Raw genomic sequence first — 26,666 nt, 5'->3', positions numbered from 1 at the left:
TGTCGCCGGTGTCCGACCAGGGGCGGTACGGTGAGCGCATGAACCGACGACTCGCCGCCAGCGCGGCTGCCCTGGTGCTCCTCGTCGCGCTCACCGGCTGCGGGGCGGACACGTCCGGCGGATCCGACGCGAAACCCTCGCCGTCCGCATCCAGCGCGTCGCCCGACGAGACCGCCTCCCCCACCCCCACTCCGACGCCCACGGGCGACGCCGTCGAGCTGCCGACCGACTGCCGCGCCATCCTCTCCGAGGACGTGCTGTCGCAGCTCGGCGAGACGCCGCTGAACGACGCCGCATTCGGCCCGTCGGGCGTCGGCGAAGACGGCACCCTCACCTGCATCTGGCGCGACCCGCGCGCCGACACCACGGGCCTCGTGACCACCATCTCCCGCATGAACCGCGGGCCGGCACTCGACATGCTCAACGCACTCGTCGCGAACGAGGGCTTCTCGTGCTTCACCCCCGACGGCGGCACGCGCTGCGAGAAGACCTGGCCGGACCCGCAGTACCCCGTGACCGACGGTCGCACGCTGTTCTGGCGCGACGACATCCTCATCGACACGACCTACTCCAACCTCGCCCCCACCGGCTACACGTCGAGCATCATCGCGCACCTCTTCGATTGACTCCGCCGCACACACGAAGAAGGCCCCGGGCGGATGCCCGGGGCCTTCTCAGTCAGTCAGTACCTCAGTTGTAGGTACCGGGGGTGATGTCGTCCGTCGAGAACGCGTCGAAGTCGACGTAGCCGAAGTCGCCGTCGGCGTACGCACCGTCGGATGCGAAGATCCGGTTCGGGTAGCGCTCGCTCTTGGCTTCCTCGGTGGCCTCGACCGTGACGTCGCGGTACTTCGAGAGACCGGTTCCGGCGGGGATGAGCTTACCGATGATGACGTTCTCCTTGAGACCGACCAGCGGGTCGCGCTTGCCCTCCATGGCGGCCTGCGTGAGAACGCGGGTCGTCTCCTGGAAGGACGCGGCCGACAGCCACGACTCGGTCGCGAGCGACGCCTTCGTGATACCCATCAGCTCCGGACGACCGGACGCGGGGCGCTTGCCCTCTGCCACGGCCTCGCGGTTGATCGACTGGTAGCGCTTGAGGTCGACCATCTCACCCGGCAGCAGGGTCGTGTCGGCGTGATCGACGACGGTGACCTTGCGGAGCATCTGGCGGACGATGACCTCGATGTGCTTGTCGTGGATCGGCACACCCTGCGAGCGGTAGACGCCCTGGACGCCGCCGACGAGGTAACGCTGCACCTCGCGAGCACCCATGACGCGCATGACCTCCTTGGGGTCGAGCGTGCCGACCTGCAGGGGCTGACCGACCGTGACGTGCTGCCCGTCCTCGACGAGGAGGGTCGCACGCTTCAGCACCGGGTAGACGACGGGCTCGTCGCCGTTGTCGGGCGTCAGGATGACCTTCTTGGCCTTGTCGGTCTCGTCGATCGTGATGCGACCGTCGGCCTCCGCGATCGGCGACGCACCCTTGGGGGTACGGGCCTCGAAGAGCTCCTGGACACGCGGCAGACCCTGGGTGATGTCATCCGCCGACGCCGAACCACCGGTGTGGAACGTACGCATCGTCAGCTGGGTACCGGGCTCACCGATCGACTGGGCCGCGATGATGCCGACGGCCTCGCCGATGTCGACGGTCTTGCCCGTCGCCAGCGAACGGCCGTAGCACTGCGCGCAGACACCGACGGCGGAGTCGCAGGTCAGCACCGAGCGCACCTTGATGGTCTCGACACCCGCCTCGACCAGCTTGTCGATGAGCACGTCGCCCACGTCGTCACCGGCAGCGGCGAGGACCTCGCCCTTGCTGTCGACGACGTCGGACGCCAGGGTGCGAGCGAACACCGAGTTCTCGACGTTCGCGTCGCGCACCAGCTCGCCCGCGGCGTTCGGAGCGGCGATCGGGAGCTCGAGGCCCTTCGACGTGCCGCAGTCCTCTTCGCGGATGATGACGTCCTGCGAGACGTCCACCAGACGACGGGTCAGGTAACCCGAGTCGGCGGTACGCAGAGCGGTGTCGGCGAGACCCTTACGGGTACCGTGCGTCGCGATGAAGTACTCCGCGACCGACAGACCCTCGCGGTACGAGGAGATGATCGGACGGGGGATGATCTCACCCTTGGGGTTGTTCACGAGACCGCGCATACCGGCGATGTTCCGGATCTGCAGCCAGTTACCACGAGCACCCGACGACACCATGCGGTTGATGGTGTTGTCCTGCGGGAAGTGCGCCTTCATCGCAGCCTGGACCTCGTCGGTCGCCTCGGTCCAGATCTTGATGAGCTCCTGACGACGCTCGGCGTCGGTCGTGAGGCCCTTCTCGTACTGCGACTGGACCTTCGCGGCCTGCTTCTCGTAGCCGGCGACGATCTCCGCCTTGTTCGGCGGGGTGAGGATGTCGCTCAGGGCGACGGTCACACCCGAGCGCGTGGCCCAGTAGAAACCGGCGTCCTTGATGCGGTCCAGCGTCGCCGCCGTCTCGACCTTGGGGTACTCCTCGGCCAGCTTGTTGACGATCTGCGACAGCTTGCCCTTGTCGGCCTGCTCGCGGACGAAGGGGTAGCCCTTCGGCAGCGCGTCGTTGAAGATCGCCTGTCCGAGCGAAGCGTCGACCAGACCGTGCTTGTCGTAGCCCTCGGGAGCCTCGCCCTCGAGGAAGGTCAGACCCGGGATGCGGATGCGGACCTTCGCCTGCAGGTCGAGCGTGCCCTCGTCGTACGCCAGCTGCGCCTCGCCGACCGAACCGAACGCACGGCCCTCGCCGGACGCACCCTCCTTGACCGTGGTCAGGTGGTGCAGACCGATGATCATGTCCTGCGAAGGCAGGGTGACCGGACGGCCGTCGGACGGCTTCAGGATGTTGTTCGACGCGAGCATCAGCACGCGGGCCTCGGCCTGAGCCTCGACCGACAGCGGCAGGTGCACGGCCATCTGGTCACCGTCGAAGTCGGCGTTGAACGCCGCGCAGACGAGCGGGTGCAGCTGGATGGCCTTGCCCTCGACGAGCTGCGGCTCGAACGCCTGGATGCCGAGACGGTGCAGCGTGGGCGCACGGTTAAGCAGCACGGGGCGCTCGCGGATGATCTCCTCGAGCACGTCCCAGACCTCGGGACGGGTGCGCTCGACGGCGCGCTTCGCAGCCTTGATGTTCTGCGAGTGACCGAGGTCGATCAGACGCTTGATGACGAACGGCTTGAAGAGCTCGAGAGCCATCTGCTTGGGCAGACCGCACTGGTGCAGCTTCAGCTGCGGGCCGACGACGATGACCGAACGGCCCGAGTAGTCGACGCGCTTGCCGAGCAGGTTCTGACGGAAACGACCCTGCTTACCCTTCAGCATGTCGCTGAGGGACTTCAGGGCGCGGTTGCCGGTACCGGTGACGGGACGACCGCGGCGGCCGTTGTCGAACAGCGCGTCGACGGCCTCCTGCAGCATCCGCTTCTCGTTGTTGACGATGATCTCGGGGGCGCCGAGGTCGATCAGACGACGAAGACGGTTGTTGCGGTTGATCACACGACGGTAGAGGTCGTTCAGGTCGGAGGTCGCGAAGCGGCCACCGTCGAGCTGCACCATCGGACGCAGCTCCGGCGGGATCACCGGCACGACGTCGAGGACCATGGCGGCCGGGCTCATGCCGGTCTCCAGGAACGAGTTGACGACCTTGAGGCGCTTGATCGCACGGATCTTGCGCTGGCCCTTGCCCTCGGAGATCTGCAGGTGCAGGCTCTCCGCCTCGGCGGCCAGGTCGAACGACTGCAGACGACGCTGGATCGACTCCGCGCCCATGTAGGCCTCGAAGTACTGACCGAAGCGGTCCTGCAGCTCGTGGAAGACGTCGTCCTCGGGGCGGAGTGCGCCGACCTCGAGCGTGCGGAAGTCCTCCCACACGCGCTCGAGCTTGGCGATCGCCTCGTCGGCACCCTTGCGGATGAGCGACATCTCCTTCTCGGCGGCGTCCTTGACCTTCTTCTTCTGGTCGGCCTTGGCACCCTCCGCCTCGAGAGCGGCGAGCTCCTCCTCCAGCTTGGCCAGGCGCTCCGCGATCTTCGAGTCGCGACGGTCGCCGAGCGTCTTCAGCTCGAGACGGATGTTGTTCTCCTGCGTGCCCAGGTCGCGGTGACGAGCTTCCTCGTCGACCGAGATGACCATGTAGGCGGCGAAGTAGATGACCTTCTCGAGGTCCTTCGGCGCCATGTCGAGCAGGTAGCCGAGGCGCGAGGGCACGCCCTTGAAGTACCAGATGTGGGTGACGGGTGCGGCGAGCTCGATGTGGCCCATGCGCTCACGACGGACGGAGGACTTGGTGACCTCCACGCCGCAGCGCTCGCAGACGATGCCCTTGAAGCGGACGCGCTTGTACTTGCCACAGGCGCACTCCCAGTCGCGGGAGGGGCCGAAGATCTGCTCCCCGAAGAGGCCGTCCTTCTCCGGCTTCAGGGTGCGGTAGTTGATGGTCTCAGGCTTCTTGACCTCGCCGTACGACCACGCGCGGATGTGGTCAGCGGTGGCCAGGCCGATGCGAAGCTCATCGAAGGTTGTTGCGTCGAGCACTAGTTCTCCTGTGTCGGAATTCTTTTGAGAAATCGGGCTTCGGCGGGCTCAGCGGCGATGCGGCGCTGAGCCCGTCGAGGCGTTTAGATCTCGTCGATCGAGGCGGCCTCGAAGCGGCTGGAGATGTTGATTCCGAGCTCTTCCGCTGCGCGGAAGGCCTCGTCGTCGGTGTCGCGGAGGTTGACAGCCGTGCCGTCGGCCGAGAGGACCTCGACGTTCAGGCAGAGGGACTGCATCTCCTTCATGAGCACCTTGAAGGACTCGGGGATGCCGGGCTCCTGGATGTTCTCGCCCTTGACGATCGCCTCGTACACCTTGACGCGGCCGAGGATGTCGTCGGACTTGATCGTGAGGAGCTCCTGGAGCGCGTATGCCGCGCCGTAGGCCTCGAGGGCCCACACCTCCATCTCACCGAAGCGCTGACCACCGAACTGCGCCTTACCACCGAGCGGCTGCTGGGTGATCATCGAGTACGGGCCGGTCGAACGCGCGTGGATCTTGTCGTCGACCAGGTGGTGCAGCTTCAGGATGTACATGTAGCCCACCGAGATCGGCGCAGGGAACGGCTCGCCGGAGCGACCGTCGAACAGCTGCGTCTTTCCGCTCGAGTCGATCAGGCGCACACCGTCGCGCGTCGGAAGCGTCGAGTCGAGGAGACCGGAGATCTCCTCCTCGCTCGCACCGTCGAACACCGGCGTGGCGACCTTCGTGCCTGGTGCGGCCTCCAGCGCCTGCTCGGGCAGCTTGACGGCCCACTCGGGGGTGCCCTCGACCTTCCAGCCCTGCTTCGCGATCCACCCGAGGTGGGTCTCGAGGACCTGGCCGAAGTTCATTCGACCGGGGATGCCGAGCGGGTTGAGGACGATGTCGACCGGGGTTCCGTCGGCGAGGAACGGCATGTCCTCGATCGGCAGGATCTTCGCGATGACACCCTTGTTGCCGTGACGGCCGGCGAGCTTGTCACCCTCGGTGATCTTGCGCTTCTGGGCGATGTAGACCACGACGCGGCGGTTCACGCCGGAGCCGAGCTCGTCGTCGCCGTCCTCGGCGTTGAACTCCTTGACGGCGATGATCGTGCCCTGCTCACCGTGGGGCACCTTCAGGGAGGTGTCACGGACCTCGCGGCTCTTCTCGTTGAAGATCGCGCGGAGCAGGCGCTCCTCGGCCGACAGCTCGGTCTCGCCCTTAGGCGTGACCTTGCCGACGAGGATGTCGCCGGGGCGGACCTCGGCGCCGATGCGGATGATGCCGCGCTCGTCGAGGTCCTTCAGGAGTTCGGGGCTGACGTTGGGGAGGTCACGGGTGATCTCCTCCTTGCCGAGCTTCGTGTCGCGGGCGTCGACCTCGTACTCCTCGATGTGGATCGAGGAGAGGGTGTCGTCCTTCACCAGGTCCTGGCTGAGGATGATGGCGTCCTCGAAGTTGTAGCCCTCCCACGTCATGAACGCGACGAGGAGGTTCTTCCCGAGTGCCAGCTCGCCGTTCTCGGTGGCGGGGCCATCGGCGATGACCTCTCCGACCTCGACGCGCTCACCGGCGCTGACGACGACCTTCTGGTTGTACGACGTGCCCTGGTTCGAGCGGTCGAACTTGCGCAGGTGGTACTCCTGCGTGCCGCCCTCGTCGAGCATGACGACGACGCGGTCCGCGGAGACCTCGGAGACGACACCGGCCTTCTCGGCGGTGAGCACGTCACCGGCGTCGATGGCGGTGTAGCCCTCCATACCGGTTCCGACGAGCGGCGAGTCGCTGCGCAGCAGCGGCACGGCCTGACGCTGCATGTTGGCGCCCATGAGCGCGCGCTGTGCGTCGTCGTGCTCGAGGAACGGCACGAGCGAGGTCGCGACCGACACCATCTGGCGCGGCGAGACGTCGATGTAGCCGATCTCCTCCGGCAGGAAGAGGTCGACCTCACCGCTGCCGCCCTTCGGGCGTGCGAGCACGTGGCTCTCGCGGAAGCGACCCTTCGCATCGAGCGGCGCGTTGGCCTGCGCGATGTTGAAGTCGACCTCCTCGGATGCCGTGAGGTAGTCGATCTGCTCGGTCACGACACCGTCGACGACCTTGCGGTACGGGGTCTCGATGAAACCGAACGAGTTGATGCGCGCGAACGTCGCGAGAGCACCGATCAGACCGATGTTCGGGCCTTCAGGGGTCTCGATCGGGCACATGCGGCCGTAGTGCGACGGGTGGACGTCACGGACCTCGACGCCGGCGCGGTCACGGCTCAGACCACCGGGGCCGAGAGCCGAGAGACGGCGCTTGTTGGTCAGACCCGCGAGCGGGTTGTTCTGGTCCATGAACTGCGACAGCTGCGACGTTCCGAAGAACTCCTTGATCGCGGCGACGACGGGGCGCACGTTGATCAGGGTCTGCGGCGTGATCGCCTCGATGTCCTGCGTGGTCATGCGCTCGCGGACGACGCGCTCCATGCGGGACAGACCGGTGCGGACCTGGTTCTGGATCAGCTCGCCGACCGCGCGGATGCGACGGTTGCCGAAGTTGTCGATGTCGTCGGTCGCGATGCGGATCTCGGCCTGCTTGCCCGAGCGGATGCCGTCGAACGACTCGACACCGGCGTGGATGCGGACCAGGTACTTGATCGTCGCGACGATGTCCTCGACCGTGAGCACCGAGTCGGTGAGCGGGGCGTCGAGACCGAGCTTGTGGTTGATCTTGTACCGGCCGACCTTCGCCAGGTCGTAGCGCTTCGGGTTGAAGTAGAAGTTGTCGAGGAGCGCGCGGGCGGCCTCGGCGGCCACCTGCTCGCCCGGACGCAGCTTGCGGTAGATGTCGCGCAGTGCGTCTTCCTTGGTGACGATGGTGTCCTTCGCCAGGGTCTCCTCGATCGAGGGGAAGCCGGCGAACTCGGCGAGGATCTCCTCGCTCGACATGCCCAGGGCCTTGAGGAAGACGGTGACCGACTGCTTGCGCTTGCGGTCGATGCGGACGCCGACCTGGTCGCGCTTGTCGATCTCGAACTCGAGCCATGCACCGCGGCTCGGGATCACGCGCGCCGACACGATGTCCTTGTCGGACGTCTTGTCGGGGGTCTTGTCGAAGTAGACACCGGGCGAGCGCACGAGCTGCGACACGACGACGCGCTCGGAGCCGTTGATGATGAACGTGCCCTTGTCGGTCTGCAGCGGGAAGTCGCCCATGAAGACCGTCTGGGTCTTGATCTCACCGGTGAGGTGGTTCATGAACTCGGCCTCGACGTACAGCGGGGCGGCGTAGGTCTTGCCGCGCTCCTTGCACTCCTCGATCGAGTACTTCTCGGGCTCGAGGTACGGGTTCGTGAACGAGAGCTGCATCGTCTCGCCGAGGTCCTCGATCGGGGAGATCTCCTCGAAGATCTCCCCGAGTCCGGAGACCTCGTTGACGTCGGTGCGACCGGCCTGCTTGGCCTCTTCGACACGCGCCTTCCAGGCGTCGTTGCCGACGAGCCAACCGAAGGACTCGGTCTGCAGGGCGAGAAGGTCGGGGACCGTCAGCGTGTCGGAGATCTTGGCGAACGAGAGGCGGGATGCTCCGCGTCCGTTCTTGGTGGTGGTGGATGTGGATGCGTTGCGAGCAGCAGCCAAGGGAATAACCTCCGTGAGCCCCGCAGGGCTTCTCGATTCCTTTGTCGTCAGGTGGAGTTGCGCGCTCAGAAGCTCAACGGATGCCGACCACCATATGAGGGCACGGAGAAGCGAGCGCAACTACCAACTATAGACGCGATTGTGCGACATGGCAAGCTCAATCCTTGACCAATTCCGGATGCTGCGGTAAAAGCATCCGGAACCGGTCGAGGACGGCCGCCGTCAGGACGCGATGTTCAGCTCGTTGCCCGGGATCGAGGCGAGCAGGCGCCGCGTGTACGGGTCCCGAGGGTTCGTGAAGATCTCCTCCGAGGAGGCGGCCTCCACGAGCACCCCGTCCTTCATCACGCACACGTAATCGCTGATCAGGCGGACCACCGCGAGGTCGTGCGAGATGAACAGGTAGCTCAGGCCGTACTCGCGCTGCAGGTCGCCGAGCAGCGTGAGGATCTGGTCCTGCACCAGCACGTCGAGAGCCGACACCGGCTCGTCGCACACGATCAGGTCGGGCGACAGGGCGAGCGCCCTGGCGATCGCCACGCGCTGGCGCTGGCCGCCGGACAGCTCTGACGGGTAGCGCGTGAGCATCGACTGCGGCAGCGCCACGTCGTCGAGCAGCTGCCGCACGCGCGTGCGACGATCCGCTCCGCTCCCCCGCCGGTAGAAGTCCAGCGGCTCGGAGATGAGCCGCTCGATCGTGAACATCGGATTGAGACTCGAGTACGGGTCCTGGAAGATCGGCTGCACGCGTTGACGGAAGTCCTTCGTCTCCGCCTTGCTGAGCGACGACACGTCCTTGCCCTCGAAGCGGATGAGACCGCTCGTCGGCTCGATGATCTTCAGCAGCATCCGCGCGGTCGTGGTCTTGCCCGACCCGGACTCCCCCACGATCGCCACCGTCTCGCCGCGCGGGATGGCGAGCGACACGTCGTTCACCGCGACGAAGTCGTCCTTCTGCCCGCGCACCGGGTACACCTTGGTGAGGTTCTCGATCTCGACGATGTTGTCGGCGGGGCGCTGCGCGCCCGCATCCTCACCCGGCTCGCGATCGTCTGCGGCGCGCTCGGCGACCTGGAACGCCTCAGGGCGCAGTCGCGCGGCGGCGACGGACGGCGCCGCCTTCACGAGCGACTGCGTGTACGGATGCTGCGGAGCCTCGAGGATCTGTCTGGCCGGCCCCTGCTCCACCACGCGACCGCGGTGCATCACGACGACGCGCTCCGCGCGCTCCGCCGCCAGGCCGAGGTCGTGCGTGATGAGCAGCACTGCGGTGCCGAGCTCGCGGGTCATCGCACCGATCTGGTCGAGGATCGTCTGCTGCACGGTGACATCCAGCGCACTCGTCGGCTCGTCGGCGATGAGCAGACGCGGCTTGCAGGCCAGGCCGATCGCGATGAGCGCGCGCTGGCGCATGCCGCCCGAGAACTCGTGCGGGTACTGCTTGGCGCGGCGCTCGGGGTCCGGCAGGCCGGCGGCGCTCAACGCCTCGACCACCTTCTCCTGCACGTTCTGCCGCGTGGCGAGGCCGTGTGCGAGCAGCGTCTCGGCGACCTGCGTGCCGATCTTCGCCACCGGGTTGAGGTTCGACATAGGGTCCTGCGGGACCATGCCGATGTCGCGGCCCCTGATCGTGCGCAGCTCGTTCTCCGACGCGTGCGCGATCTCGCGTCCGTCGAGGCGGATGCTGCCGGCGGCCACGCGGCCTCCGCCTGCGAGCAGGCCGATGATCGCCATGGCCGTCGTGGACTTCCCCGACCCCGACTCACCGACGATCGCGACGGTCTCGCCGGGTGCGATCTCGAGGTCCACCCCCTCGACGGCGTGCACGACGCCGTCCATGGTGGCGAAGTCGACGGCGAGGCCCTCGACCGACAGCAGCGGAGCGCTCGGCATCCGATCCTCCTTGTTCTGTTCCATGATGCCGTGGTCGTTCATCGCGCCCTCGTCCTCGGGTCCATGGCCTCGCGCAGCGCTTCACCGAACAGGGTGAAGCCGAGCGCGGTGACCGCGATGCAGATACCGGGGAGGAACGCCAGCCACGGCGCGATCGCCAGCTCGTTCTGGGCGTAGGTCAGCATCCGCCCCCATTCGGCCGTCTCCGGGCGCCCGCCGCCGAGGCCGAGGAACGACAGCGCTGCGGCGTCGATCACGGCGGTGGCGAGCGTCAGCGTGCCCTGCACGATCACCGGGCCGATCGCATTGGGCAGCACGTGCGACATCGTGATGCGACCACGGCCGAGACCCAGGGTCTGCGCCGAGAGCACGTAGTCGCTCGACCGCTGCTGCAGCATCGAGGCACGCAGCAGGCGGGCGAAGATCGGCACCTGAGAGGCTCCGATCGCGATCATCACCGCGAACGGCGTCTGCCCGAGGATCGCCGCGATCGACACCGCGAGCAGCAGGTTCGGCACCGAGAGGATGATGTCGACGACGCGCATGATGACCGTGTCGACCCAGCCGCCGAACGTGCCGGCGATGAGCCCGAGCAGCATGCCGCCGATGAGACCGAGGGCCGTCGAGATCACGCCGACGAGCAGCGAGGCCTGGGCACCCCAGATGAGCTTCGACAGCACGTCGCCGCCGAAGCGGTCGAGCCCGAGCGGGAACTCCGGCAGCTCGCCCGGTCCGGGGATGTACGTCGGGGTGATGTTCTTCGCTCCGGGCAGCGCCGTCTCCGGGTACGGAGCCAGCAGCGGGGCGAGGGCCGCGACGAGGACGAACGCCAGCACGATGGCCGCGCCGATCCACGCCGTCGGGTTGCGACGCAGGCGACGGAAGACGTCGCGCCAGAATCCGCCGGGGCCTTCCTTGAGGCCGGCCTGCGCGACGGCGACGGTGTCGACGACCTCGCCGCCGGCGGCCGAGGGGCCCTGGGCGGGCGGGAGCGAGATGCTCATGACACCGCCTCCTCTCCGTGGGTGTTCAGGTGGGTCACGCCGGTCATCACTGCACCCGCACTCTCGGATCGATCAGGCTGTACGACACGTCGACCGCGAGGTTTATCAGCGCGTAGGCGATGGCGATGAAGATGATGAACCCCTGCAGCACCGGGAAGTCCCTCGTGAAGATCGCCCTCGCCAGGAACGAGCCGATGCCCGGGAAGGCGAAGACGGTCTCTGTGAGCACGGCTCCCGAGATGAGCAGCCCCGTCTGCAGGCCGATGGTGGTGACCACGGGCAACATGGCGTTGCGGAGGATGAACCGATTGCGGAGGGTCGTCGATCCGACGCCCTTCGCACGTCCGGTGCGCACGAAGTCGGCGTTCTGCACCTCGAGCACGCTGGCCCTCGTGATGCGCACGATGATCGCGAGCGGGATGGTCCCCAGCGCGAGCGCCGGGAGGATCAGGTGCAGGATGGCGTCCCACGAGGCGTCGAACTCGCCGGTGATGAGGCCGTCCCACACGTAGAACCCCGTCACGTGGGTCGCGTCTATGCGGGGGTCCTGCCGGCCGTCGGACGGCAGCCAGCCGAGTTGCACCGCGAACACGTACTTGAGGATGAACGCGAGGAAGAACACCGGGATGGTGATGCCGATGAGGCTCAGCACGACCGACGCATGGTCGGTGAACCTGCCGTGGCGGCGGGCGGCCCAGTATCCGAGCGGGATGCCGACGCCCACCGCGAAGATGAGCGCCATGACGCTCAGCTCGATCGTCGCGGGAAAGCGCCGGAAGAACTCCTCCATCACCGGGCGGTTCGTCTGGATCGAGGTGCCGAAGTCGCCCTGCAGCAGGCGGGACGCCCACACGAAGTACTGCTCGAGGATGGGGCGGTCGAACCCGTAGAGCTCGTTGATCCTGGCGACCGCCTCGGGTGTCGCCTTCTCGCCGAGGAGCGCGACGGCCGGGCCGCCGGGGAGGGCCCTGACCCAGGCGAACAGCAGGATGCTGAGGCCGATCAGGGTGGGGATGAGGAACAGCAGTCGCCTGCCGATGGTGCGCAGCAAAGAGGTCTCCTAACCGGTGGTCGTCGAGCGAGCGGAGCGAGACGAAACGCAGGTTCCGCACGGGTCCCTGCGTTTCGTCTCGTCGCTTCGCTCCTCGCTCGACGACCTGTTGGCGTCAGCCTGTTACTTGGTGAGGACGATGTCCGTGAAGACCTCGTCGTTTACCGGGCTGGCCGGGTAGCTCTTCACGCGCGAGTCGAACGCGAGAGTGGGCGCCGGGTGCGCGAGCGGCACACCGGGGATGAACTGCGCCACCATCTCGTTGATGTCCTCGTACAGGGCCGTCTGGTCCTCGAGGCTCGGGACGCCGCGCGCCTCGTCGAGCTTCTGGAACAGCTCGGGGTTGTCGAAGCCCCACTCCGCGCTCTGCTGACCGAAGAACACGCCGACGAAGTTGTCGGTGTCGTTGTAGTCGCCGGTCCAGCCGAGCAGGTGGATGCCGTGGTCCGAGGTGCCGGTGATGCGGTCGAGGTACTCGCCCCACTCCTGCGACACCGGGGTGGTCTCCACGCCGACGTCGGCGAGCTGCGACGAGAGCACGGTGAAGATCTGCTCGGGGTCCGGCATGTACGGACGCGAGACGTTGACCGGGTAGTCGAACTCGAGCTTCAGCGGGTTCGCCTCGGTGTAGCCGGCCTCGGCGAGCAGGGACTTGGCCTTCTCGGGATCGAAGTCGTACGTCGTGACGTCGGGGTTGTAGCCGTTGACGGTGTCGGGCACGAACTCGATCGCCTTCTCGGTGCCCTCGGGCAGCACCTGGCTGATCAGGGCGTCCTTGTCGATGGCGTAGGAGAGCGCCTCGCGGACCTTCGGGTCCTGCAGCTCGGGGATGGCCTGGTTGAACGCCAGGTAGAGGATGGTGAAGGGCGGACGCGAGACCATCGTGAAGCCCTTGTCCTCGAGGGCCTTCGTGTCGGCGGGGCCGACGAGGTCGTAGCCGTCGATCGAGCCAGACTCGAGGGCCTGACGGCGGGCCGTCGGGTCGTCGATGGTGCGGAAGATGATCTCGTCGACCTGACCAGCCTCACCCCAGTAGTCGCCGTAGGCCTTGAGCGTGACCTGCTCGCCCGGAGACCACTCCTCGAACTGGAAGGGTCCGGTGCCGACCGGGTGGCCCATGGCGTACTCGGACAGCACGGGCGCCTCGGCGGTGCCGCTCACGTCGTCGGCGCCGAACTCCGACATCGCGGAGGGGCTCTGCATGCCGAACGCGGGGAGCGAGAGCGAGGCGACGAAGCCGGCGAACGGCTTGTTGAGGTCGATCGTGACCGAGTAGTCGCCGTCGGGCGTGCACGACTTGTACACGGCGTTCGTGGGGTCGGACGCGTAGCCCTTGAAGAGCTTGTTGTAGTAGTAGCCCAGCGCCTCGGAGGCGGCGAGACCGGTCCAGTTGTACCAGCGGTCGAAGTTCGCGCACACGGCCTCGGCGTTGAACGGAGTGCCGTCGTGGAAGGTCACACCCTCCTTGAGGGTGAACGTGTGGCTCATGCCGTCTTCCGACGACTCCCACTTCTCGGCCAGGAGCGGAGCCGGGTCGGCCGTGCCGGGCTCGGTGCCGACGAGTCCCTCGAAGATCTGACGCGAGACGCGGAAGGTCTCGCCGTCCTGCGCGAACGCGGGGTCGAGGCTCGCCGGGTCGGACGACGCCGCGAACACGAACGTGCCGTCGACGTCGCTGGACGCTCCGCCGTCGCCGTCGCCGCGCTGGCTGGCGACGCATCCTGAGAGGACCAGCGCCGCGAGCGCTGCTCCGGAGACGGCGATGAGACCTCGCCGGCGTGTGATCGAGTGGTGCATGTGGAGAATGACCTTCCCTGTGGGGCGCTGCTTTGCGCGATCGGGGAGTGTTCGCCCCGGCTCACGGTGATTCCTACGAAGCTACCCAGCCGATCCACAGATGCCAATCACCGGTTTATCTCAATCGGGTATCGGCTGGCGGCGCGAGCTGCTCAGCGCCCGGAGGCGCGGCGACGAGGGGCGGCGGCCTCGTGCGTGAGCTGGAGGGGGATGACGACGGGCTCACCGCGGTGCTGCACGACGCGCACGAACAGGATGTCGACGAGCGCGAGCTGCGCGATGCGACTCGACATCGCGGCCATGCGGAATGGGGACTCCTGGGCGTAGGTGAGCAGCACGACGTCTGCCGCGAGGGCCAGCGCCGAGTCGGACACGCTCGTGATCGCCACGGTCAGGGCGCCCGCGTCTCGGGCCACCTCGACACCGCGCACGACTTCCTGCGTCTCTCCCCCGTGCGAGATCGCGACGACGACGTCGTCGACCGTCCGGATCGACGCGGCAGTGAGAGACAGGTGCGGGTCGGACGAGTGGGCGGCCGAGCATCCGATGCGCGAGAGCTTCTGCTGCAGGTCCTGCGCCGTCAGGGAGGACGACGCCTGACCCAGGATCTCGATGTGCCTGGCGTCGACGACGGCCCGCGCCGCCCGGTCGAGGGCCACGGCATCCAGGCCGCGCGCGGTCTTCTCGATCGCGTCGATCTCCTGCGCGGCGAGCTTCGCCGCGATCGCCGCGGGCTCGTCGTCTCGGTCGATCGCCGTCGTGTCGAGACCGAACCGCGCCTGCTGCGCCTGCGCGAGCGTCACCGTGCGGGCGACCGCGACGCGCAGCTCGCGGTAGCCGCTGAAACCCAGCGACTGCGCGAACCGCGCGACGGTCGACAGCGAGGTGCTGCACAGCCGGGCGAGGTCGTTGATGGCGAGGTCGACGACGAGCGTGGGATCGCCGAGTATCGTCTCCGCGACCCGTGCCTCTGCAGCACTCAGTCGGGGAACGGATCGGCGCACCAGCGCGAGAACGTCAGCGTCCACAGTGCCATCCTGCCTCAGACCGGGCGTTCTGCCACGTCCGATGACGAAATGAGCGGAATGGATGCTGCGCCCAACCGCGCCCGCGCGACCTCGGCGCCGACCCTGCTGGCCGCTCCGACCTCGACGACGGGCAGCGGCAACGCCGCTTCGGGGACGAGCCCGACGTTCACGACGACCGCCGCGGGGTCTCGCCGCGCTGCCCGCTCCACGAGCTCGCGCTGGGCGGGATCGGCGTCTGGTCGATCGATCAGCAGCACGGTGAGACCGTCGGCGGAGACAGCCGCGTCGAGCGCGGCATCCTGCTCCTCGACGGACGTCCGCGCCACGTCGAGACGCACCCGGTGGCCGTCACCGGCCAGTGCGGCCGCGACGTAGCCCGCGGCGCTGTCGACCGCGAGCGAGGAGCGACGCCGCGCGTCGACCACGGCGAGCTCCCGTGCGTCGGCCTCGGCACCTGTGACCGCCCTGCCGACGATTCCCGCGCCGTCGAAGGCGCCGGAGGGGTGCGCCGCGGCATCCCGCGCCTGCAGCGTCTGCGCGAGGCGCGCCACCCGTCGTGCGGCCTCTTCGACGCGCTCGCGAGACAGCGACCCGTCACGCAGTGCGGCGACGATGCCGTCGCGAGCCGCGTGGAAGTCGCGCTCGTCCTGGTCGGAGGCCGCAGCCTCTCCGGGGTTCGTGGGGTTTCCGATGCAGAGCAGGTCGGCGCCGGCCGCGAGGGCACGCGCCGCTCCCCCGCCGAGACCCACGGTCTCGCGGATGGCCGCCATGTCGAGAGCATCGGTGATGATGACGCCGTCGAAGCCCCAGTCGCGCAGCATCCCGAGCACGCGCGGGTTGAGCGTGGCCGGTTCAGCACCCCACGCGGGGACGACGATATGCGCGGTCATGATGCTGTCGACACCTGCCTCGATCGCGGCACGGAACGGCGCGAGGTGCACGCGCTCGAACTCGTCGAGGTCGAGCGCGATCTCGGGGAGCGAGTGGTGGGAGTCGAGGTGCGTGTCGCCGTGACCGGGGAAGTGCTTGACGCACGCGGCCGCACCGCCGGACTGGATGCCGTCGACCTCGGCCACGACGTGCCGCGAGACGAGCGCCTCGTCGCTGCCGAAAGAGCGCACCCCGATGACGGGGTTCCGCGGGTCGGTGTTGACGTCGGCCACGGGACCGAGCACGACGTTGCCGCCGATCGCGGCGACGCGCCTGGCGAGTTCCGCACCGGTCGCCCTCGTCGCCTCGACGTCGTCGACGCGACCGAGCTGGGCGGCTCCGGGCAGGGTCGACCCCGTCGCCGACTCGAGACGCGTGACGCTGCCGCCCTCCTCGTCGATGCCGATCAGCGCGGCAGGGTTCGCCGCGAGGATCGCGTCGCTCAGGTCGGCGAGCCCTTCGCCGACGTTCTGGCCGAAGTACACGACCCCGGCGAGGCCGTCGCGGAGCTCGGCGAGCAGCCACTCCGGCGCCTCGGTTCCGAAGAACCCGGGCCAGAGCACGCCGTTCGCGAGGCGTTCGAAGTCGTCGGTCATCCCTTCACCGCTCCCGCGACCATGCCCGCCGACAGGCGGCGCTGCACGATGACGAAGAAGATCATGACGGGGACGGTGATGATCGTCGACGCGGCCATGATGCTGCCCCAGTCGTTGGCGTAGAGGCCGAAGAACGACTTCAGTCCGATCGACACCGTGTACTGGTCGGTCTGCGCGCCGAGGATCGTCATCGCGAAGATGAACTCGTTCCACGCGGTGATGAAGCTGAAGATGCTGGTCGCGACGAGACCCGGCATCACGAGCGGCAGCAGGATCGAGCGGAACATGCGCCACCAGCTCGCGCCGTCGATGTACGCGGCCTCCTCGAGCTCGACGGGCACCGCGGCGACGAAGCCGCGCAGCATCCAGATGCCGAACGCGAGCGAGAGCGCCACGTACACCACCATGAGACCGAGGATGCTGTTGAGCAGCCCGAGGCTCTTGACCTGCAGGAACAGCGGGATCACGAGCGCCTCGAGCGGCACCATCTGCACCACGAGGATCATCATGAGGATCGTCGTGCGGAACTTGAACTTGAACCGTGCGACCGCGACGGCGGCGAGCAGACACACGAGCGCGCTCACGAGCACGGTCACGAGGGCCACGATCGCCGAGTTCCGGAGGAAGGTTCCGAATCCGCCCTCGGTGAGGACGAACGCGAAGTTGTCGAACGTGAACTCCTGCGGGAGGAGGGACTGCCCACCCGACGACGCCTTCTTGTCGAAGGCGCTGGAGACCATCCAGTAGACGGGGAACAGGGTGAAGATCAGGACGGCGGCGACGCCGATCCCGACGCCGATGCGCGAGCGGAGCCTGGGACGCGGGTTCACAGCTCGTCCTCCTTCATGAGCGACCGGATGTAGACGATCGTGATGCCGATGAGCACGAGCGTGAGCAGCACGGCGAGCGCCGCACCGAAGCCGTAGCGGTTCTGCCCGAACGACTCCACGTACGACCAGACGCCGAGGTTCAGCACCTGCCTGTTGCCTCCCCCACCGCCCGGCATGAGGTAGACCTGCGCGAACACTTTGAAGTCCCAGATTGTCGACAGGATGATGACGACCGAGAAGACGGGCTTGAGGGTCGGGAAGATGATCTTCCAGAAGCGCGTCCACGCGTTCGCGCCGTCGAGGGCCGCCGCTTCGAGCATCTCCTTCGAGACGCCGAGCAGACCCGCGAGCACGGTGATCGCGACGAACGGGAAGCCGTGGTGCACGACGTTCAGCAGCACGATCGCGTAGAACGACCACTGGTTGGTGAACCAGTTCACCGGGTCGTCCATCAGACCGAGGTCGCGCAGGACCGTGTTGAAGATGCCGCGGTCGGCGTCGAAGATGAAGGTCCAGACGTAGGTGCCGGTGACGGCGGGCATGGCCCACGCGACCATGATGCAGCTGGAGACGATGGTGCGCCAGACCGGACCGAGGCGCGCGAGCAGCAGGGCCACGAGCGTGCCGACGGCGACCGTGACGAACACGGCGACGGCTGCGAAGCCGACGGTGTTCGGCAGCACCACCGTCCACAGGGTCGGATTGGTGAGCGCCTCGACGTAGTTCCCGAGGCCGATCCAGTTGCTCTCCCCCGTGTTGATCTCGCGCAGACCGTAGTCCTGCAGCGAGTAGATGACCACCTGGACGAGCGGCCAGAGCATGAGCACCGCGAGGATGATCAGCCCGGGAGCGAGAAGGAGCCAGGGGCGAGCCGTGATCAGCGAGAGGCCTCGCTTCTTCGGCCGGCCGCCGGCCACGGGGGCGGAGCTGGACTCCGCCTCCGTGACCGGCAGTGGCGCGTGCACCATCGACATGGGGTGATATTGCCTAACTGTCTTACTGGTTGAGCAGCTCGGTCATCTCCGCAGCGGCATCCTTCGTCGCCGTGGCGACGTCCTTCTGCCCGCTGAGGATGGCCTGGATCATGGCGTTGGTCGTCTTCTTGGCCTGGACGGCGCCGAAGTTCGGGGTCACCGGCACGGACGCGCCGCCCTCGACCATCTGCTCCGCGAACGGAGCGACGAGCGGGTCGGTCGAGGCGAGGGCCTCTTCCATCGCCGACTGGACGCCGGGGAAGTAACCGGTCTCGTTCGCCCACTTCTCGGCGAACTCGCCCGTGGTCATGAGCTTGACGAACTGCCACGCGAGGTCGGCGTTCTTCGTCGTGTTGAACACCGAGAGGTGCGAGCCGCCGAGCACGGACGGAGCGATGCCGCCGTCCTCACCGGGGATCACGGCCGCGCCGATCTTGCCGTCGAGGTCGGGGTTGGCCTCGATGAGGGCTTTGGGGGTCCACGAGCCGGAGAGCATCATGGCGACGTTGCCCTGCGTGAAGGCGTCGCGGAGGTCGGTCTCCTTCCACGTGGTCGCACCCGCCGAGGAGAAGCCGTGCTCGGTCGCGAGTCCGGTGTAGAACTCGATGCCGGCCTGCGCCTCCTTGCTGTCGAGCTCGCTGGTCCACTCGCCGCCGTCCTGCGTGGCGACCTCGCCGCCGGCGCCCCAGACCCAGGGGTAGACCTGGAACTCGGCGTCACCGGGAACCGGGAACGGCAGCATGTCGGGCTTGGCCGCCTTGATGGCGTCACCCGCGGCGACGATGTCGTCCCACGTCTTCGGAGCCTCGAGGCCGAGCTCCTCGAACACGTCGGTGCGGTAGACGATCGAACGGACGCCCGCGTACCAGGGCATGCCGTACAGCTCGTCGTCGTAGGTGCCGGCGACCGCGAGGCCCTCGACGAGGTCGTCGCGCAGGCCCTTCTCGGCATCGACGTACTCGTCGAGCGGCTCGAGTGCGCCCGCGTCGGCGAACTCGGCCGTCCAGGTGGTGCCGGTCTCAGCGATGTCGGGAGTGGTCCCGCCGGCGATCGAGGTCACGAACCGGTCGTGGGCGTCGGCCCACTGGATCTCCTCGATCTTGACGGTCGCGCCGGTCTCGTCCTCGAAGGCCTTCGAGACCTCGTCGTAGAAGGCGCTGGAGTCGGGGTTGGTGCCCTTCATGATCCAGACGGTGAGCTCCTGGCCTTCGCCGTCGACCGCTCCGCCGTTGTCGTCACCGGCTCCGCCGGCGCAGGCCGCCAGGCCCAGGGTGGCCACGGCGCCGAGCGCCACGACCGGAAGGATGCGCTTGTGCATCAGGGATCTCCTCTTTGAACGTCCTGGCGGCATCGGGTGCTGCCTACCACGTAGGAAAAAGTATTCACGACTAACTAATTACCTGCAAGTTATTCTCGGAAACGTCATGCACCCGTAACATCGGGCTTCGTCAGGCTCGCCGGGTAGGCTCTGCCGCATGCCAGGCGCCCTCGACGACACGAGAAGATCGACCGTTGCACGCCATGCAACCCTGCCGACGCCCACGGCACTCTCATCCTTCCTGAAGATCCTGGGCATCTCGCTCAGCGTGCTTCTGGTATCGGCGATCGCCGTCGGCGGGTTTGTGGCGGCCGACATCCTCAACCGCACCGGCGACGGCGCCGTCGCTCTCGAGGACGGCGCCGACGCCGCTCCGCCCGCGCTCGGGGCGTATCCCGACGACCAGGCGTTCAGCATCCTCGTCGTCGGCACCGACGAATGCGGCGAGATCACCACCCAGCTGCTCGGCGAGCGGTGCGAGGAGGCGGACGGGGGCATCCGCAACGACGTCAACCTGCTGGTGCACGTCTCAGCAGCACCCCGCAACGTCACCGTCGTGTCGTTCCCCCGCGACCTCATGGTGCGCGTCCCCGAATGCACACGGGAGGACGGATCGACCGCCTCGTCGATGTCGAAGGCACCCCTGAACTCCCTGTTCGACCACGCCGGCGTCTCCTGCATCGCGAAGACGATCACCGACCTGAGCGACGTCCCGATCGAGTTCGCCGCGAAGATCAGCTTCGACGGGGTGATCGAGATCACGGACGCGATCGGCGGCGTCGAGGTGTGCGTCGCCGGCGAGGGGATCCGCGACCGGCAGGCCGGCATCGATCTGCCGGTCGGCATCCACACGGTCTCCGGTGCTGACGCGCTCGCGTTCATCCGCACGCGGCACGGTGTCGGCGACGAGAGCGATCTCGCCCGCATCTCGAATCAGCAGCAGTACATGTCGCGGCTCGCGAAGAAGATCCTCAGCGCCGAGACCCTCACCGATCCGGCGACCGTGCTGCGGCTCGCCAACACGGTCGCCGACAACATCGTCCCGAGTCAGTCGCTGAACAACCCGCTGACGCTCAGCCAGCTCGCTCTCGCCCTCAAGGACGTGCGGTTCTCGGACTTCGTCTTCGTGCAGTACCCCAACCTCGACGACCCCGACAACCCCGGCGTGAAGGTGATCCCCGACGAGTCGGCCGCCGCTCCGCTCTGGGCGGCGCTCGCGGCGGGCGAGGCGGTCTCGCTGTCCGGCGACGTGGCGACGAACTCCGGGGTCGAGCTCGCCGAACCGGCTCCGACCGAGGGGGCGCCGACCGAGGAAGAGCCGGCCACGCCCGCCCCGACCGAGGCTCCGCGGGCGACGCTGCCGCCGGAGATCTCGGGGCAGAGCGTCGATCAGGAGACCTGCTCGAACGGCAACCAGTCCCGCTGACCTCCGTCGCACGAGCGCGTAGTCTCGGAGCATGGGCAGGACGAGAGCGCGCGACACCGAGCACCCGCAGGCCCGTCTCGACCACGGCGGCATCGCCCGCATCATCCCCTCCGACTTCACGAGCGGGTTCGAACTCATCGTCGACGACACCCCGCAGTCGCACGTCGACCTCGACGATCCCACTCACCTGCACTTCGAGTACATCGTGCGGATGGGGGCGGTCATCGACCAGTTGCCCGAGGGCCCTCTCACCGCCGTGCACCTCGGCGCGGGCGCGCTGACGATCCCGCGCTACGTCGCCGCCACTCGACCGGGGTCAAGGCAGCAGGTGATCGAGCTCGAGGCGCCGCTCGCGTCCCTCGTCCGCGAGCACCTCCCTCTCCCCCGCGACGCCGCGATCCGGGTGCGCATCGGCGACGCGAGGGAAGGCGTCGGCCGTCTGCCCGCCGCTCTGCACGGGTCGTGCGATCTCGTCGTCTCCGACGTCTACTCCGGCGCGCAGACACCCGCCCACCTCACGAGCGTCGAGTTCTACCGCGAACTGCGCGCCCTTCTCGCGCCGACGGGGGTGCTCCTCGTGAACGTCGCCGACGGGCCGGGTCTCGCCTTCGCGCGCCGGCAGGTCGCGACGATCTCCGAGGTGCTGCCGGAGATCGGCATCCTCGCCGACACCCAGGTGCTCAAGGGGCGCCGCTTCGGCAACCTCGTGATCGCGGCGTCCGCCTCCCCCCTCCCGACGGAGTGGCTGCCGCGCCTGCTCGCCGCCGGTCCGCATCCGGCGAAGATCGCTCAGGGCGCCGAGGTCGCGGCCTTCATCCAGGGCGCACGCGTCGTGACGGACGCGGATGCCGTGGCCTCGCCGCGTCCGGACGCCTCGCTCTTCCTGCGCTGAGCATCGACCTCGCGATCGGATGCGACGACTCGGGGCGTGCCGCCCCGGCTGGGGCGCCGACGGAGGGCACACTGGTCGGGGGATGCTGCGAGAGGAGAGCAATGAGTTTCATCCGTGGATACGACCACGAGAGTCTTCGCGAACTGGTCGATCTCGATGAATGCGCGGCACGCCTGGAGGAGATCTCCGACCAGCGCAGCCTTCCCGCTCTGCTGGAGCGGGTGTGGCTGCTGAAGGTGCTGAACCGCCTCGATGATGCGCTCGCCGTCGCCGACGAGACCGTGCGTCAGGCCCGCATGGCCGGCACACGCAAAGACGTGCTGCGCGCCCGCGTGCTGCACGCGACCGTGCTGCAGCATCGCCGAGCCCACGCCGCCGCCGAGCAGGAGCTGGCGACGTGCGCGACCGAGGCGGAGGGACAGCGGTGGTTGTCGATCGCGGCGTTCGCGTACCACCACCACGGGCGCAACGCCTACGAGGCCGGCGACTACGACACGGCGCGCGAGAGTTTCAAGCAGTCGCTCTTCCTGCGTCGCGAGGCCGGCGCCGACGACCGCGAGCTCGAGACCGTGCTGCTCGCGATCGAGGCGGCCGAGCGCCGTCGCTCGTCGGAGCTGCTCGCGGGCTGACCCCGGTCGGCCTTCGGCGGGAAGATGCCGTGCGGCGGCGTCCGCGTGCGGATGCCGCCGCGATGTCGGCGGTATGGCTTAGCCTGAGCGCATGGCGGAACTTGACCGGGTGCGCGTCTGGGGCGAAGCACTCATCTCGATGCATCTCGACGACAGCTGGTCGTTCGGGTTCGACCATGCGAAACGTCGTGCGGGCCAGTGCGACTACTCGAACAAGCGCATCACGGTATCGCGATACCTGGCGGCCCGGTTCGACGACGACGAGATCCATCAGGTGCTGCTGCACGAGGTCGCCCATGCTCTCGCCGGTCACGCCGCCGCGCACGGCCCCGTCTGGAAGCGCGTGGCGCGCGATCTCGGCTACGTCGGCGGCACCACGCACCACGGCGAGACCGCCGTGGAACTCGCACCGTGGGTGGGACGGTGCCCTGCCGGGCACGTGACGTACCGGCACCGCCGCCCGTCGCGCGCGACCTCGTGCGCCCGGTGCTCCCGCACGTTCGACGCCCGGCACCTCTTCTCGTGGACCCGGCGCGAGATCACCGCGGACACGCGCCTCGCGGCGCAGATGTCGCGCTGAACCGGGAGCAGATCGCCGCTTCAGTCGCGACGCAGCTCGGGGTCCTCGTCGGCGACGTCGTCGCCCGAGACATCCGTCGCACCAGGTTCGTGTGCGTCATCGTCACCGTGCGCGGCCGGCGTGGGATCGCCGCCGGGTGACTGGTCGTCGACCTCGCGCTCTGCGGCCGCCCGCGCCGTCGACCGGCGACGCAGCACCGCGGCGACCGCACGCCATCCCACGAGAAGCAGACCGAGGACGAGCGTCGCGACGATGATGAATGCGAGCTGCGCCGTGTCGCCCGAGACGACGCGCAGGAGCATACCGCCGACGACCGTGATCACCCAGACCACGGCGCCCCACGTCAACGACCACGGGCGCCGAGGGCGACCGGGCAGCAGTGCCGCCACGAGATGCCCGAGCAGCAGCGCCACGAGGAACGGCCAGGCCGTGACGAGGAAGCCCGCGGCATCCTCCTGATGACTCGCTCGCCCGATCACGGCGAAGACGAGCACGAACACGGCGTCGAGGATGAAGGCGGGGACGAACCTCATGCCCCGACCCTACGGCCAGGTCGGCTGATCGGTCGCGAGACTCACGCGAAGGCGACGAACACCCCGTCGCGGAGCACCGGGACCGCGTCGATCGCGTCGAGCTCGGCGGCGTCCGTCGCCGTGGTCGGCGTCAGTCCCGCCGCCCTCATGCGGTCGGTGGCGGGCACGCCGTCGGCGATCTCGCGCGCCGACCCGCTCGCACTCAGCATGTGACGCAGCGCGCGGCGGAGAGCGCGGAAGCCCTCGGCCGCGACCGCGGCATCCGGGGCGGTGTGGTCGATGCCGAGATCGGTGAGAGCGGCGATCACCGCACCTGCTCCGAGGTGGTCCTCCACGGCGAAGCGGAGGCCTCCCGTGCTGTCGAGCTCGCCCGCCGCGATCACGGCGACCGAGGTGCGCGCCTGGCGTCGCTCCTGCTCGACGGCGATCACCCGCGCGACAGCGCCCGCGTTGCGCACGCTGCCGAGGAGCACCGTCGCCCCCTCCGCCGCAGCGGCCACAGCGGCGCCGTTGCGCGACCACTCCCCCGCGTCGGTGAGAGACACGGTGGCGCCGGCGGCGACGGCATCCGCCACCGTCGACGAGAAGCGCAGCACGTCGACCACCACGACGACGTCGGCTGCAGCCAGCCGTCCGAGGCCCTCGACGCCCCAGTCGAGGCGCACCTGATACGTGGACTGGTCGAAGGGAGTCGGCATCCGTCCAGCCTAGAGCGCGACGTCACCCTCGCCCTCAGGCAGAGGGCGAGGGCGACAGAAGATGACGCTCAGTCGGCGGCGAGCGCCTCGACCGGGGCCACCCGGGTCGCGAGCCTGGTCGGTGCGGCAGCCGCGACGAGGGTCAGCACGGCCGTCGCGACGACGATGATGACGATCGGGAGCCACGGCACGTGCGGCGCGACCAGCCCTGCCGGGGCGAAGTCGGGGTACGTCGGCACCGAGCCCAGCAGGGACTGCGCGGCGATCCAGCCGTAGACCACGCCGAGCACGAGCCCGGTGAGGGTCGCGGCGACCGTGATGTGCGTCGCCTCGAGCAGCACCATGCGGCGAACCTGGCGGTTGGAGAGCCCGATCGACCGCAACAGGCCCAGTTCCCGGCGGCGCTGCACGACGCCGATCGTCAGCAGGTTCACGAGGCCGACCGCGGCGATCACGGCCGACACCGCGACGAGCACCATCATGACGCCGGCGAAGGCGTCGAACGGGGCGAAGAACTCAGGCGGCATGTCTCCGCCCGACTGGCCGATCATCATCTGCTTGACCGACTCCAGGGCGACGGCGAACATCGTGACGAGGGTCACGCCCATGACCACGCCGATGGCCATGCGCGACGACCGCTCGGGATACCGGAGGGCGTTCTCGGCGGCGAGCCGGGCGGTGGCGCTCGACCCGAACATCCGGCCGACCAGTCGCAGCACGGGCGGCATGAACAGCACGGAGCCGGTCGCAAGGCCGGTGAACGAGAGGACTCCGCCGAAGAACGCCACGACGACGCCGAGTGGGTGCAGCAACCCCAGACCGACACCGGCGGCCAGCAGAAGGGCACCCGTGACGAGCAGGATCCAGACGCCGATGTGACGGCTCGGACGCGAGACCTCGTCGTGCGAGCGCTCGACGGACCCGCCGATCGCCTGCAGCGGCGTGACGGTGAGCACCCGACGCGACCCTGCCCAGGCAGCCGCCCACGTCGTGAGCGCGACGCCGACGACGGGAAGGGCCATGAAGGGCTGTGCCAGCGTGAAGTCCTGGGGCGTGGTCCCGATCAGCTGGGATCCGATCTGCACGCCCAGCGCGGCGAGGCCGACGCCGGCGACGAGCCCGATGGCCGCGCCGATCACGCCGACGATGAGGCCCTGCCTGCCGACCTCCGAGCGCTGCGACCGCGCCGATGCTCCGATCAGGCGCATGAGGGCGATCTGACGCGTGCGCCCCGCGATGATCGTCGAGAACGTGTTGGCGGTGACGATCGCCGCGACGTACATCGCGACGCCCGTGAGCAGGACGGAGAGGATGCCGACGACGAGGGCGAGGCTGTCGCTGTCGCCGATGAACGGGTCGGCCTGCAGCACGGCGCCGAGGTAGGCGGTCGTCTCGACGAGCACGACGCCGAACCCCGCCGACAGCGCGGCGACGAGGACGCTCGCACCCATGCCGCGGTCGCGGAGCCAGGCGAGGCGCGGTCCGGTGGCCGCCGTCTCGGGGACGATGGTGTGCGTGAGCGGCTCGGCCACGGCGGTCATGCGGTCACCTCGGCGGCGAGCATGTAGGCCGAGATCTCCTCGGCGCTCTGGCGGGGGTGGTCGGCGACGATGCGTCCGTCTCCGAGGAAGAGCACGCGGTCCGCGTAGCTCGCCGCGATCGCGTCGTGAGTAACCATCGCGATGGACTGTCCGTGCTCCCGACTCGCGGCGGCGAGCAGCCGGAGCACCTCGCGGCCCGTCTGCGAGTCGAGGTTCCCGGTGGGTTCGTCGGCGAAGACGAGGTCGGGCGCGGTGGCGAGAGCCCGGGCGATGGCCACGCGCTGCTGCTGCCCGCCCGACAACTGGTGCGGGCGGTGATCGAGGCGGGGGCCGAGTCCGAGCGTCTCGACGAGGCCGTCGATGCGCGCCTTCTCGATCGCGCTCGGGCGGCGGCCGTCGAGCTCGAACGGCAGCAGGATGTTCCCCCTGGCCGTGAGGGTCGGCACGAGGTTGAACGCCTGGAAGATGAAGCCGACGCGACGGCGACGGAGGACCGTGAGGTCGAGGTCGCCGAGACCGGTGATCTCTGTGTCGCCGATCCAGACGCGTCCGTCGGTCGGGGTGTCGAGCCCGGCCATGATGTGCATGAGGGTGGACTTGCCTGATCCGGACGGACCCATGATCGCGGTGAACTGGCCGCGGCGGATTCCGACGCTGACGTCGTCGAGGGCGTGGACCGTGCCCTCTCCCGAGCCGTACGTCTTCTTGAGGTGCTGGACGCGGGCTGCGAGCCCGAGGTCGGTGGTCGTGATCTCCATGCTTCCGACGCTATTTCCGTTGCCGTTCCCGGCGCGTC

At 68.5% G+C, this 26,666-nt stretch carries 20 protein-coding genes; 5 read left to right on the top strand and 15 right to left on the bottom strand.

The window, feature by feature from the left end; translation table 11 throughout:
- Positions 1 to 38 precede the first annotated feature (38 nt).
- A complete protein-coding gene (locus RAC69_RS08520) occupies positions 39 to 626 on the top strand; it encodes a hypothetical protein (protein ID WP_375086448.1) in 588 nt (195 codons plus the stop codon).
- A 64-nt stretch (positions 627 to 690) separates the two neighbouring features.
- Here the strand turns inward: RAC69_RS08520 and rpoC are convergent, their stop codons facing one another.
- The 11 genes from rpoC to RAC69_RS08465 all read right to left on the bottom strand — a co-directional run bounded on the left by rpoC (position 691) and on the right by RAC69_RS08465 (position 19,571).
- Complete coding sequence (rpoC, locus tag RAC69_RS08515; protein ID WP_341935362.1) at positions 691 to 4,566, bottom strand: DNA-directed RNA polymerase subunit beta'; 3,876 nt, start codon at positions 4,564 to 4,566, stop codon at positions 691 to 693.
- An 83-nt stretch (positions 4,567 to 4,649) separates the two neighbouring features.
- Complete coding sequence (locus RAC69_RS08510) at positions 4,650 to 8,150, bottom strand: DNA-directed RNA polymerase subunit beta (RefSeq protein WP_375086447.1); 3,501 nt, start codon at positions 8,148 to 8,150, stop codon at positions 4,650 to 4,652.
- Between the two features lie 222 nt (positions 8,151 to 8,372).
- Entirely contained in the window at positions 8,373 to 10,085 is a 1,713-nt protein-coding gene (locus RAC69_RS08505) for an ABC transporter ATP-binding protein (protein WP_375086446.1), read from the bottom strand.
- Complete coding sequence (locus RAC69_RS08500; RefSeq protein WP_341935365.1) at positions 10,082 to 11,047, bottom strand: ABC transporter permease; 966 nt, start codon at positions 11,045 to 11,047, stop codon at positions 10,082 to 10,084. Before RAC69_RS08500 ends, RAC69_RS08505 begins: the two co-directional genes overlap by 4 nt.
- Before the next feature lie 46 nt (positions 11,048 to 11,093).
- Positions 11,094 to 12,098 (bottom strand): ABC transporter permease, encoded by a 1,005-nt coding sequence (locus RAC69_RS08495; protein WP_341935366.1) that lies wholly within the window; start codon positions 12,096 to 12,098, stop codon positions 11,094 to 11,096.
- Positions 12,099 to 12,221: 123 nt separating this feature from the next.
- Positions 12,222 to 13,895, bottom strand: coding sequence for an ABC transporter substrate-binding protein (locus RAC69_RS08490; protein WP_375086445.1), 1,674 nt, complete (start codon positions 13,893 to 13,895; stop codon positions 12,222 to 12,224).
- Positions 13,896 to 14,047: 152 nt separating this feature from the next.
- A complete protein-coding gene (locus RAC69_RS08485; protein WP_375086444.1) occupies positions 14,048 to 14,923 on the bottom strand; it encodes a MurR/RpiR family transcriptional regulator in 876 nt (291 codons plus the stop codon).
- A gap of 14 nt (positions 14,924 to 14,937) precedes the next feature.
- Positions 14,938 to 16,449 carry a glycoside hydrolase family 3 protein gene (locus tag RAC69_RS08480; protein ID WP_375086443.1) on the bottom strand — a complete coding sequence of 504 codons (1,512 nt, stop codon included), beginning with the start codon at positions 16,447 to 16,449 and terminating at the stop codon, positions 14,938 to 14,940.
- Entirely contained in the window at positions 16,446 to 17,279 is an 834-nt protein-coding gene (locus RAC69_RS08475) for a carbohydrate ABC transporter permease (protein WP_341935370.1), read from the bottom strand. The genes RAC69_RS08480 and RAC69_RS08475 overlap by 4 nt, the downstream gene beginning before the upstream one ends.
- On the bottom strand, positions 17,276 to 18,253 hold the full coding sequence (locus tag RAC69_RS08470) for a sugar ABC transporter permease (protein WP_341935371.1): 978 nt from the start codon (positions 18,251 to 18,253) through the stop codon (positions 17,276 to 17,278). The genes RAC69_RS08475 and RAC69_RS08470 overlap by 4 nt, the downstream gene beginning before the upstream one ends.
- A gap of 22 nt (positions 18,254 to 18,275) precedes the next feature.
- A complete protein-coding gene (locus RAC69_RS08465; protein ID WP_375086442.1) occupies positions 18,276 to 19,571 on the bottom strand; it encodes a sugar ABC transporter substrate-binding protein in 1,296 nt (431 codons plus the stop codon).
- Between the two features lie 157 nt (positions 19,572 to 19,728).
- Between RAC69_RS08465 and RAC69_RS08460 the strand changes: the two genes are divergently transcribed.
- The 4 genes from RAC69_RS08460 to RAC69_RS08445 all read left to right on the top strand — a co-directional run bounded on the left by RAC69_RS08460 (position 19,729) and on the right by RAC69_RS08445 (position 23,098).
- Positions 19,729 to 20,997: an LCP family protein gene (locus RAC69_RS08460; RefSeq protein ID WP_375086441.1), complete on the top strand. Its 1,269-nt coding sequence runs from the start codon at positions 19,729 to 19,731 to the stop codon at positions 20,995 to 20,997.
- Positions 20,998 to 21,028: 31 nt separating this feature from the next.
- A complete protein-coding gene (locus RAC69_RS08455; RefSeq protein WP_375086440.1) occupies positions 21,029 to 21,889 on the top strand; it encodes a spermidine synthase in 861 nt (286 codons plus the stop codon).
- Between the two features lie 101 nt (positions 21,890 to 21,990).
- Positions 21,991 to 22,518, top strand: a complete 528-nt coding sequence (locus RAC69_RS08450; protein WP_251589082.1) for a hypothetical protein — start codon at positions 21,991 to 21,993, stop codon at positions 22,516 to 22,518.
- Positions 22,519 to 22,609: 91 nt separating this feature from the next.
- Positions 22,610 to 23,098 (top strand): SprT-like domain-containing protein, encoded by a 489-nt coding sequence (locus RAC69_RS08445; RefSeq protein WP_375086439.1) that lies wholly within the window; start codon positions 22,610 to 22,612, stop codon positions 23,096 to 23,098.
- 20 nt (positions 23,099 to 23,118) lie between these two features.
- Here RAC69_RS08445 and RAC69_RS08440 read toward each other — a convergent pair whose 3' ends face one another.
- The 4 genes from RAC69_RS08440 to RAC69_RS08425 form a co-directional block, all read right to left on the bottom strand.
- Positions 23,119 to 23,631, bottom strand: coding sequence for a DUF3054 domain-containing protein (locus RAC69_RS08440; RefSeq protein WP_375086438.1), 513 nt, complete (start codon positions 23,629 to 23,631; stop codon positions 23,119 to 23,121).
- A gap of 41 nt (positions 23,632 to 23,672) precedes the next feature.
- Positions 23,673 to 24,329 carry a 2-phosphosulfolactate phosphatase gene (locus RAC69_RS08435; protein ID WP_375086437.1) on the bottom strand — a complete coding sequence of 219 codons (657 nt, stop codon included), beginning with the start codon at positions 24,327 to 24,329 and terminating at the stop codon, positions 23,673 to 23,675.
- A 68-nt stretch (positions 24,330 to 24,397) separates the two neighbouring features.
- On the bottom strand, positions 24,398 to 25,870 hold the full coding sequence (locus tag RAC69_RS08430; protein WP_375086436.1) for an FtsX-like permease family protein: 1,473 nt from the start codon (positions 25,868 to 25,870) through the stop codon (positions 24,398 to 24,400).
- On the bottom strand, positions 25,867 to 26,628 hold the full coding sequence (locus tag RAC69_RS08425; protein WP_341935378.1) for an ABC transporter ATP-binding protein: 762 nt from the start codon (positions 26,626 to 26,628) through the stop codon (positions 25,867 to 25,869). Before RAC69_RS08425 ends, RAC69_RS08430 begins: the two co-directional genes overlap by 4 nt.
- Positions 26,629 to 26,666: the final 38 nt, after the last annotated feature.

The sequence above is a fragment of the Microbacterium sp. LS_15 genome, assembly GCF_041954735.1.
Taxonomy (GTDB): Bacteria; Actinomycetota; Actinomycetes; order Actinomycetales; family Microbacteriaceae; genus Microbacterium.
This window is presented reverse-complemented; position numbering and strand designations above follow the sequence as displayed.

What these genes read in the sequence shown, in the direction of transcription:
- RAC69_RS08425 (WP_341935378.1), bottom strand. Translation starts at nt 26,628, where the DNA reads ATGGAGATCACGACCACCGACCTCGGGCTCGCAGCCCGCGTCCAGCAC.
- RAC69_RS08450 (WP_251589082.1), top strand. Translation starts at nt 21,991, where the DNA reads ATGAGTTTCATCCGTGGATACGACCACGAGAGTCTTCGCGAACTGGTC.
- RAC69_RS08460 (WP_375086441.1), top strand. Translation starts at nt 19,729, where the DNA reads ATGCCAGGCGCCCTCGACGACACGAGAAGATCGACCGTTGCACGCCAT.
- RAC69_RS08470 (WP_341935371.1), bottom strand. Translation starts at nt 18,253, where the DNA reads ATGTCGATGGTGCACGCGCCACTGCCGGTCACGGAGGCGGAGTCCAGC.
- RAC69_RS08440 (WP_375086438.1), bottom strand. Translation starts at nt 23,631, where the DNA reads ATGAGGTTCGTCCCCGCCTTCATCCTCGACGCCGTGTTCGTGCTCGTC.
- RAC69_RS08505 (WP_375086446.1), bottom strand. Translation starts at nt 10,085, where the DNA reads ATGAACGACCACGGCATCATGGAACAGAACAAGGAGGATCGGATGCCG.
- RAC69_RS08455 (WP_375086440.1), top strand. Translation starts at nt 21,029, where the DNA reads ATGGGCAGGACGAGAGCGCGCGACACCGAGCACCCGCAGGCCCGTCTC.
- RAC69_RS08490 (WP_375086445.1), bottom strand. Translation starts at nt 13,895, where the DNA reads ATGCACCACTCGATCACACGCCGGCGAGGTCTCATCGCCGTCTCCGGA.
- RAC69_RS08520 (WP_375086448.1), top strand. Translation starts at nt 39, where the DNA reads ATGAACCGACGACTCGCCGCCAGCGCGGCTGCCCTGGTGCTCCTCGTC.
- RAC69_RS08430 (WP_375086436.1), bottom strand. Translation starts at nt 25,870, where the DNA reads ATGACCGCCGTGGCCGAGCCGCTCACGCACACCATCGTCCCCGAGACG.
- RAC69_RS08445 (WP_375086439.1), top strand. Translation starts at nt 22,610, where the DNA reads ATGGCGGAACTTGACCGGGTGCGCGTCTGGGGCGAAGCACTCATCTCG.
- RAC69_RS08465 (WP_375086442.1), bottom strand. Translation starts at nt 19,571, where the DNA reads ATGCACAAGCGCATCCTTCCGGTCGTGGCGCTCGGCGCCGTGGCCACC.
- RAC69_RS08435 (WP_375086437.1), bottom strand. Translation starts at nt 24,329, where the DNA reads ATGCCGACTCCCTTCGACCAGTCCACGTATCAGGTGCGCCTCGACTGG.
- RAC69_RS08500 (WP_341935365.1), bottom strand. Translation starts at nt 11,047, where the DNA reads ATGAGCATCTCGCTCCCGCCCGCCCAGGGCCCCTCGGCCGCCGGCGGC.
- RAC69_RS08480 (WP_375086443.1), bottom strand. Translation starts at nt 16,449, where the DNA reads ATGACCGACGACTTCGAACGCCTCGCGAACGGCGTGCTCTGGCCCGGG.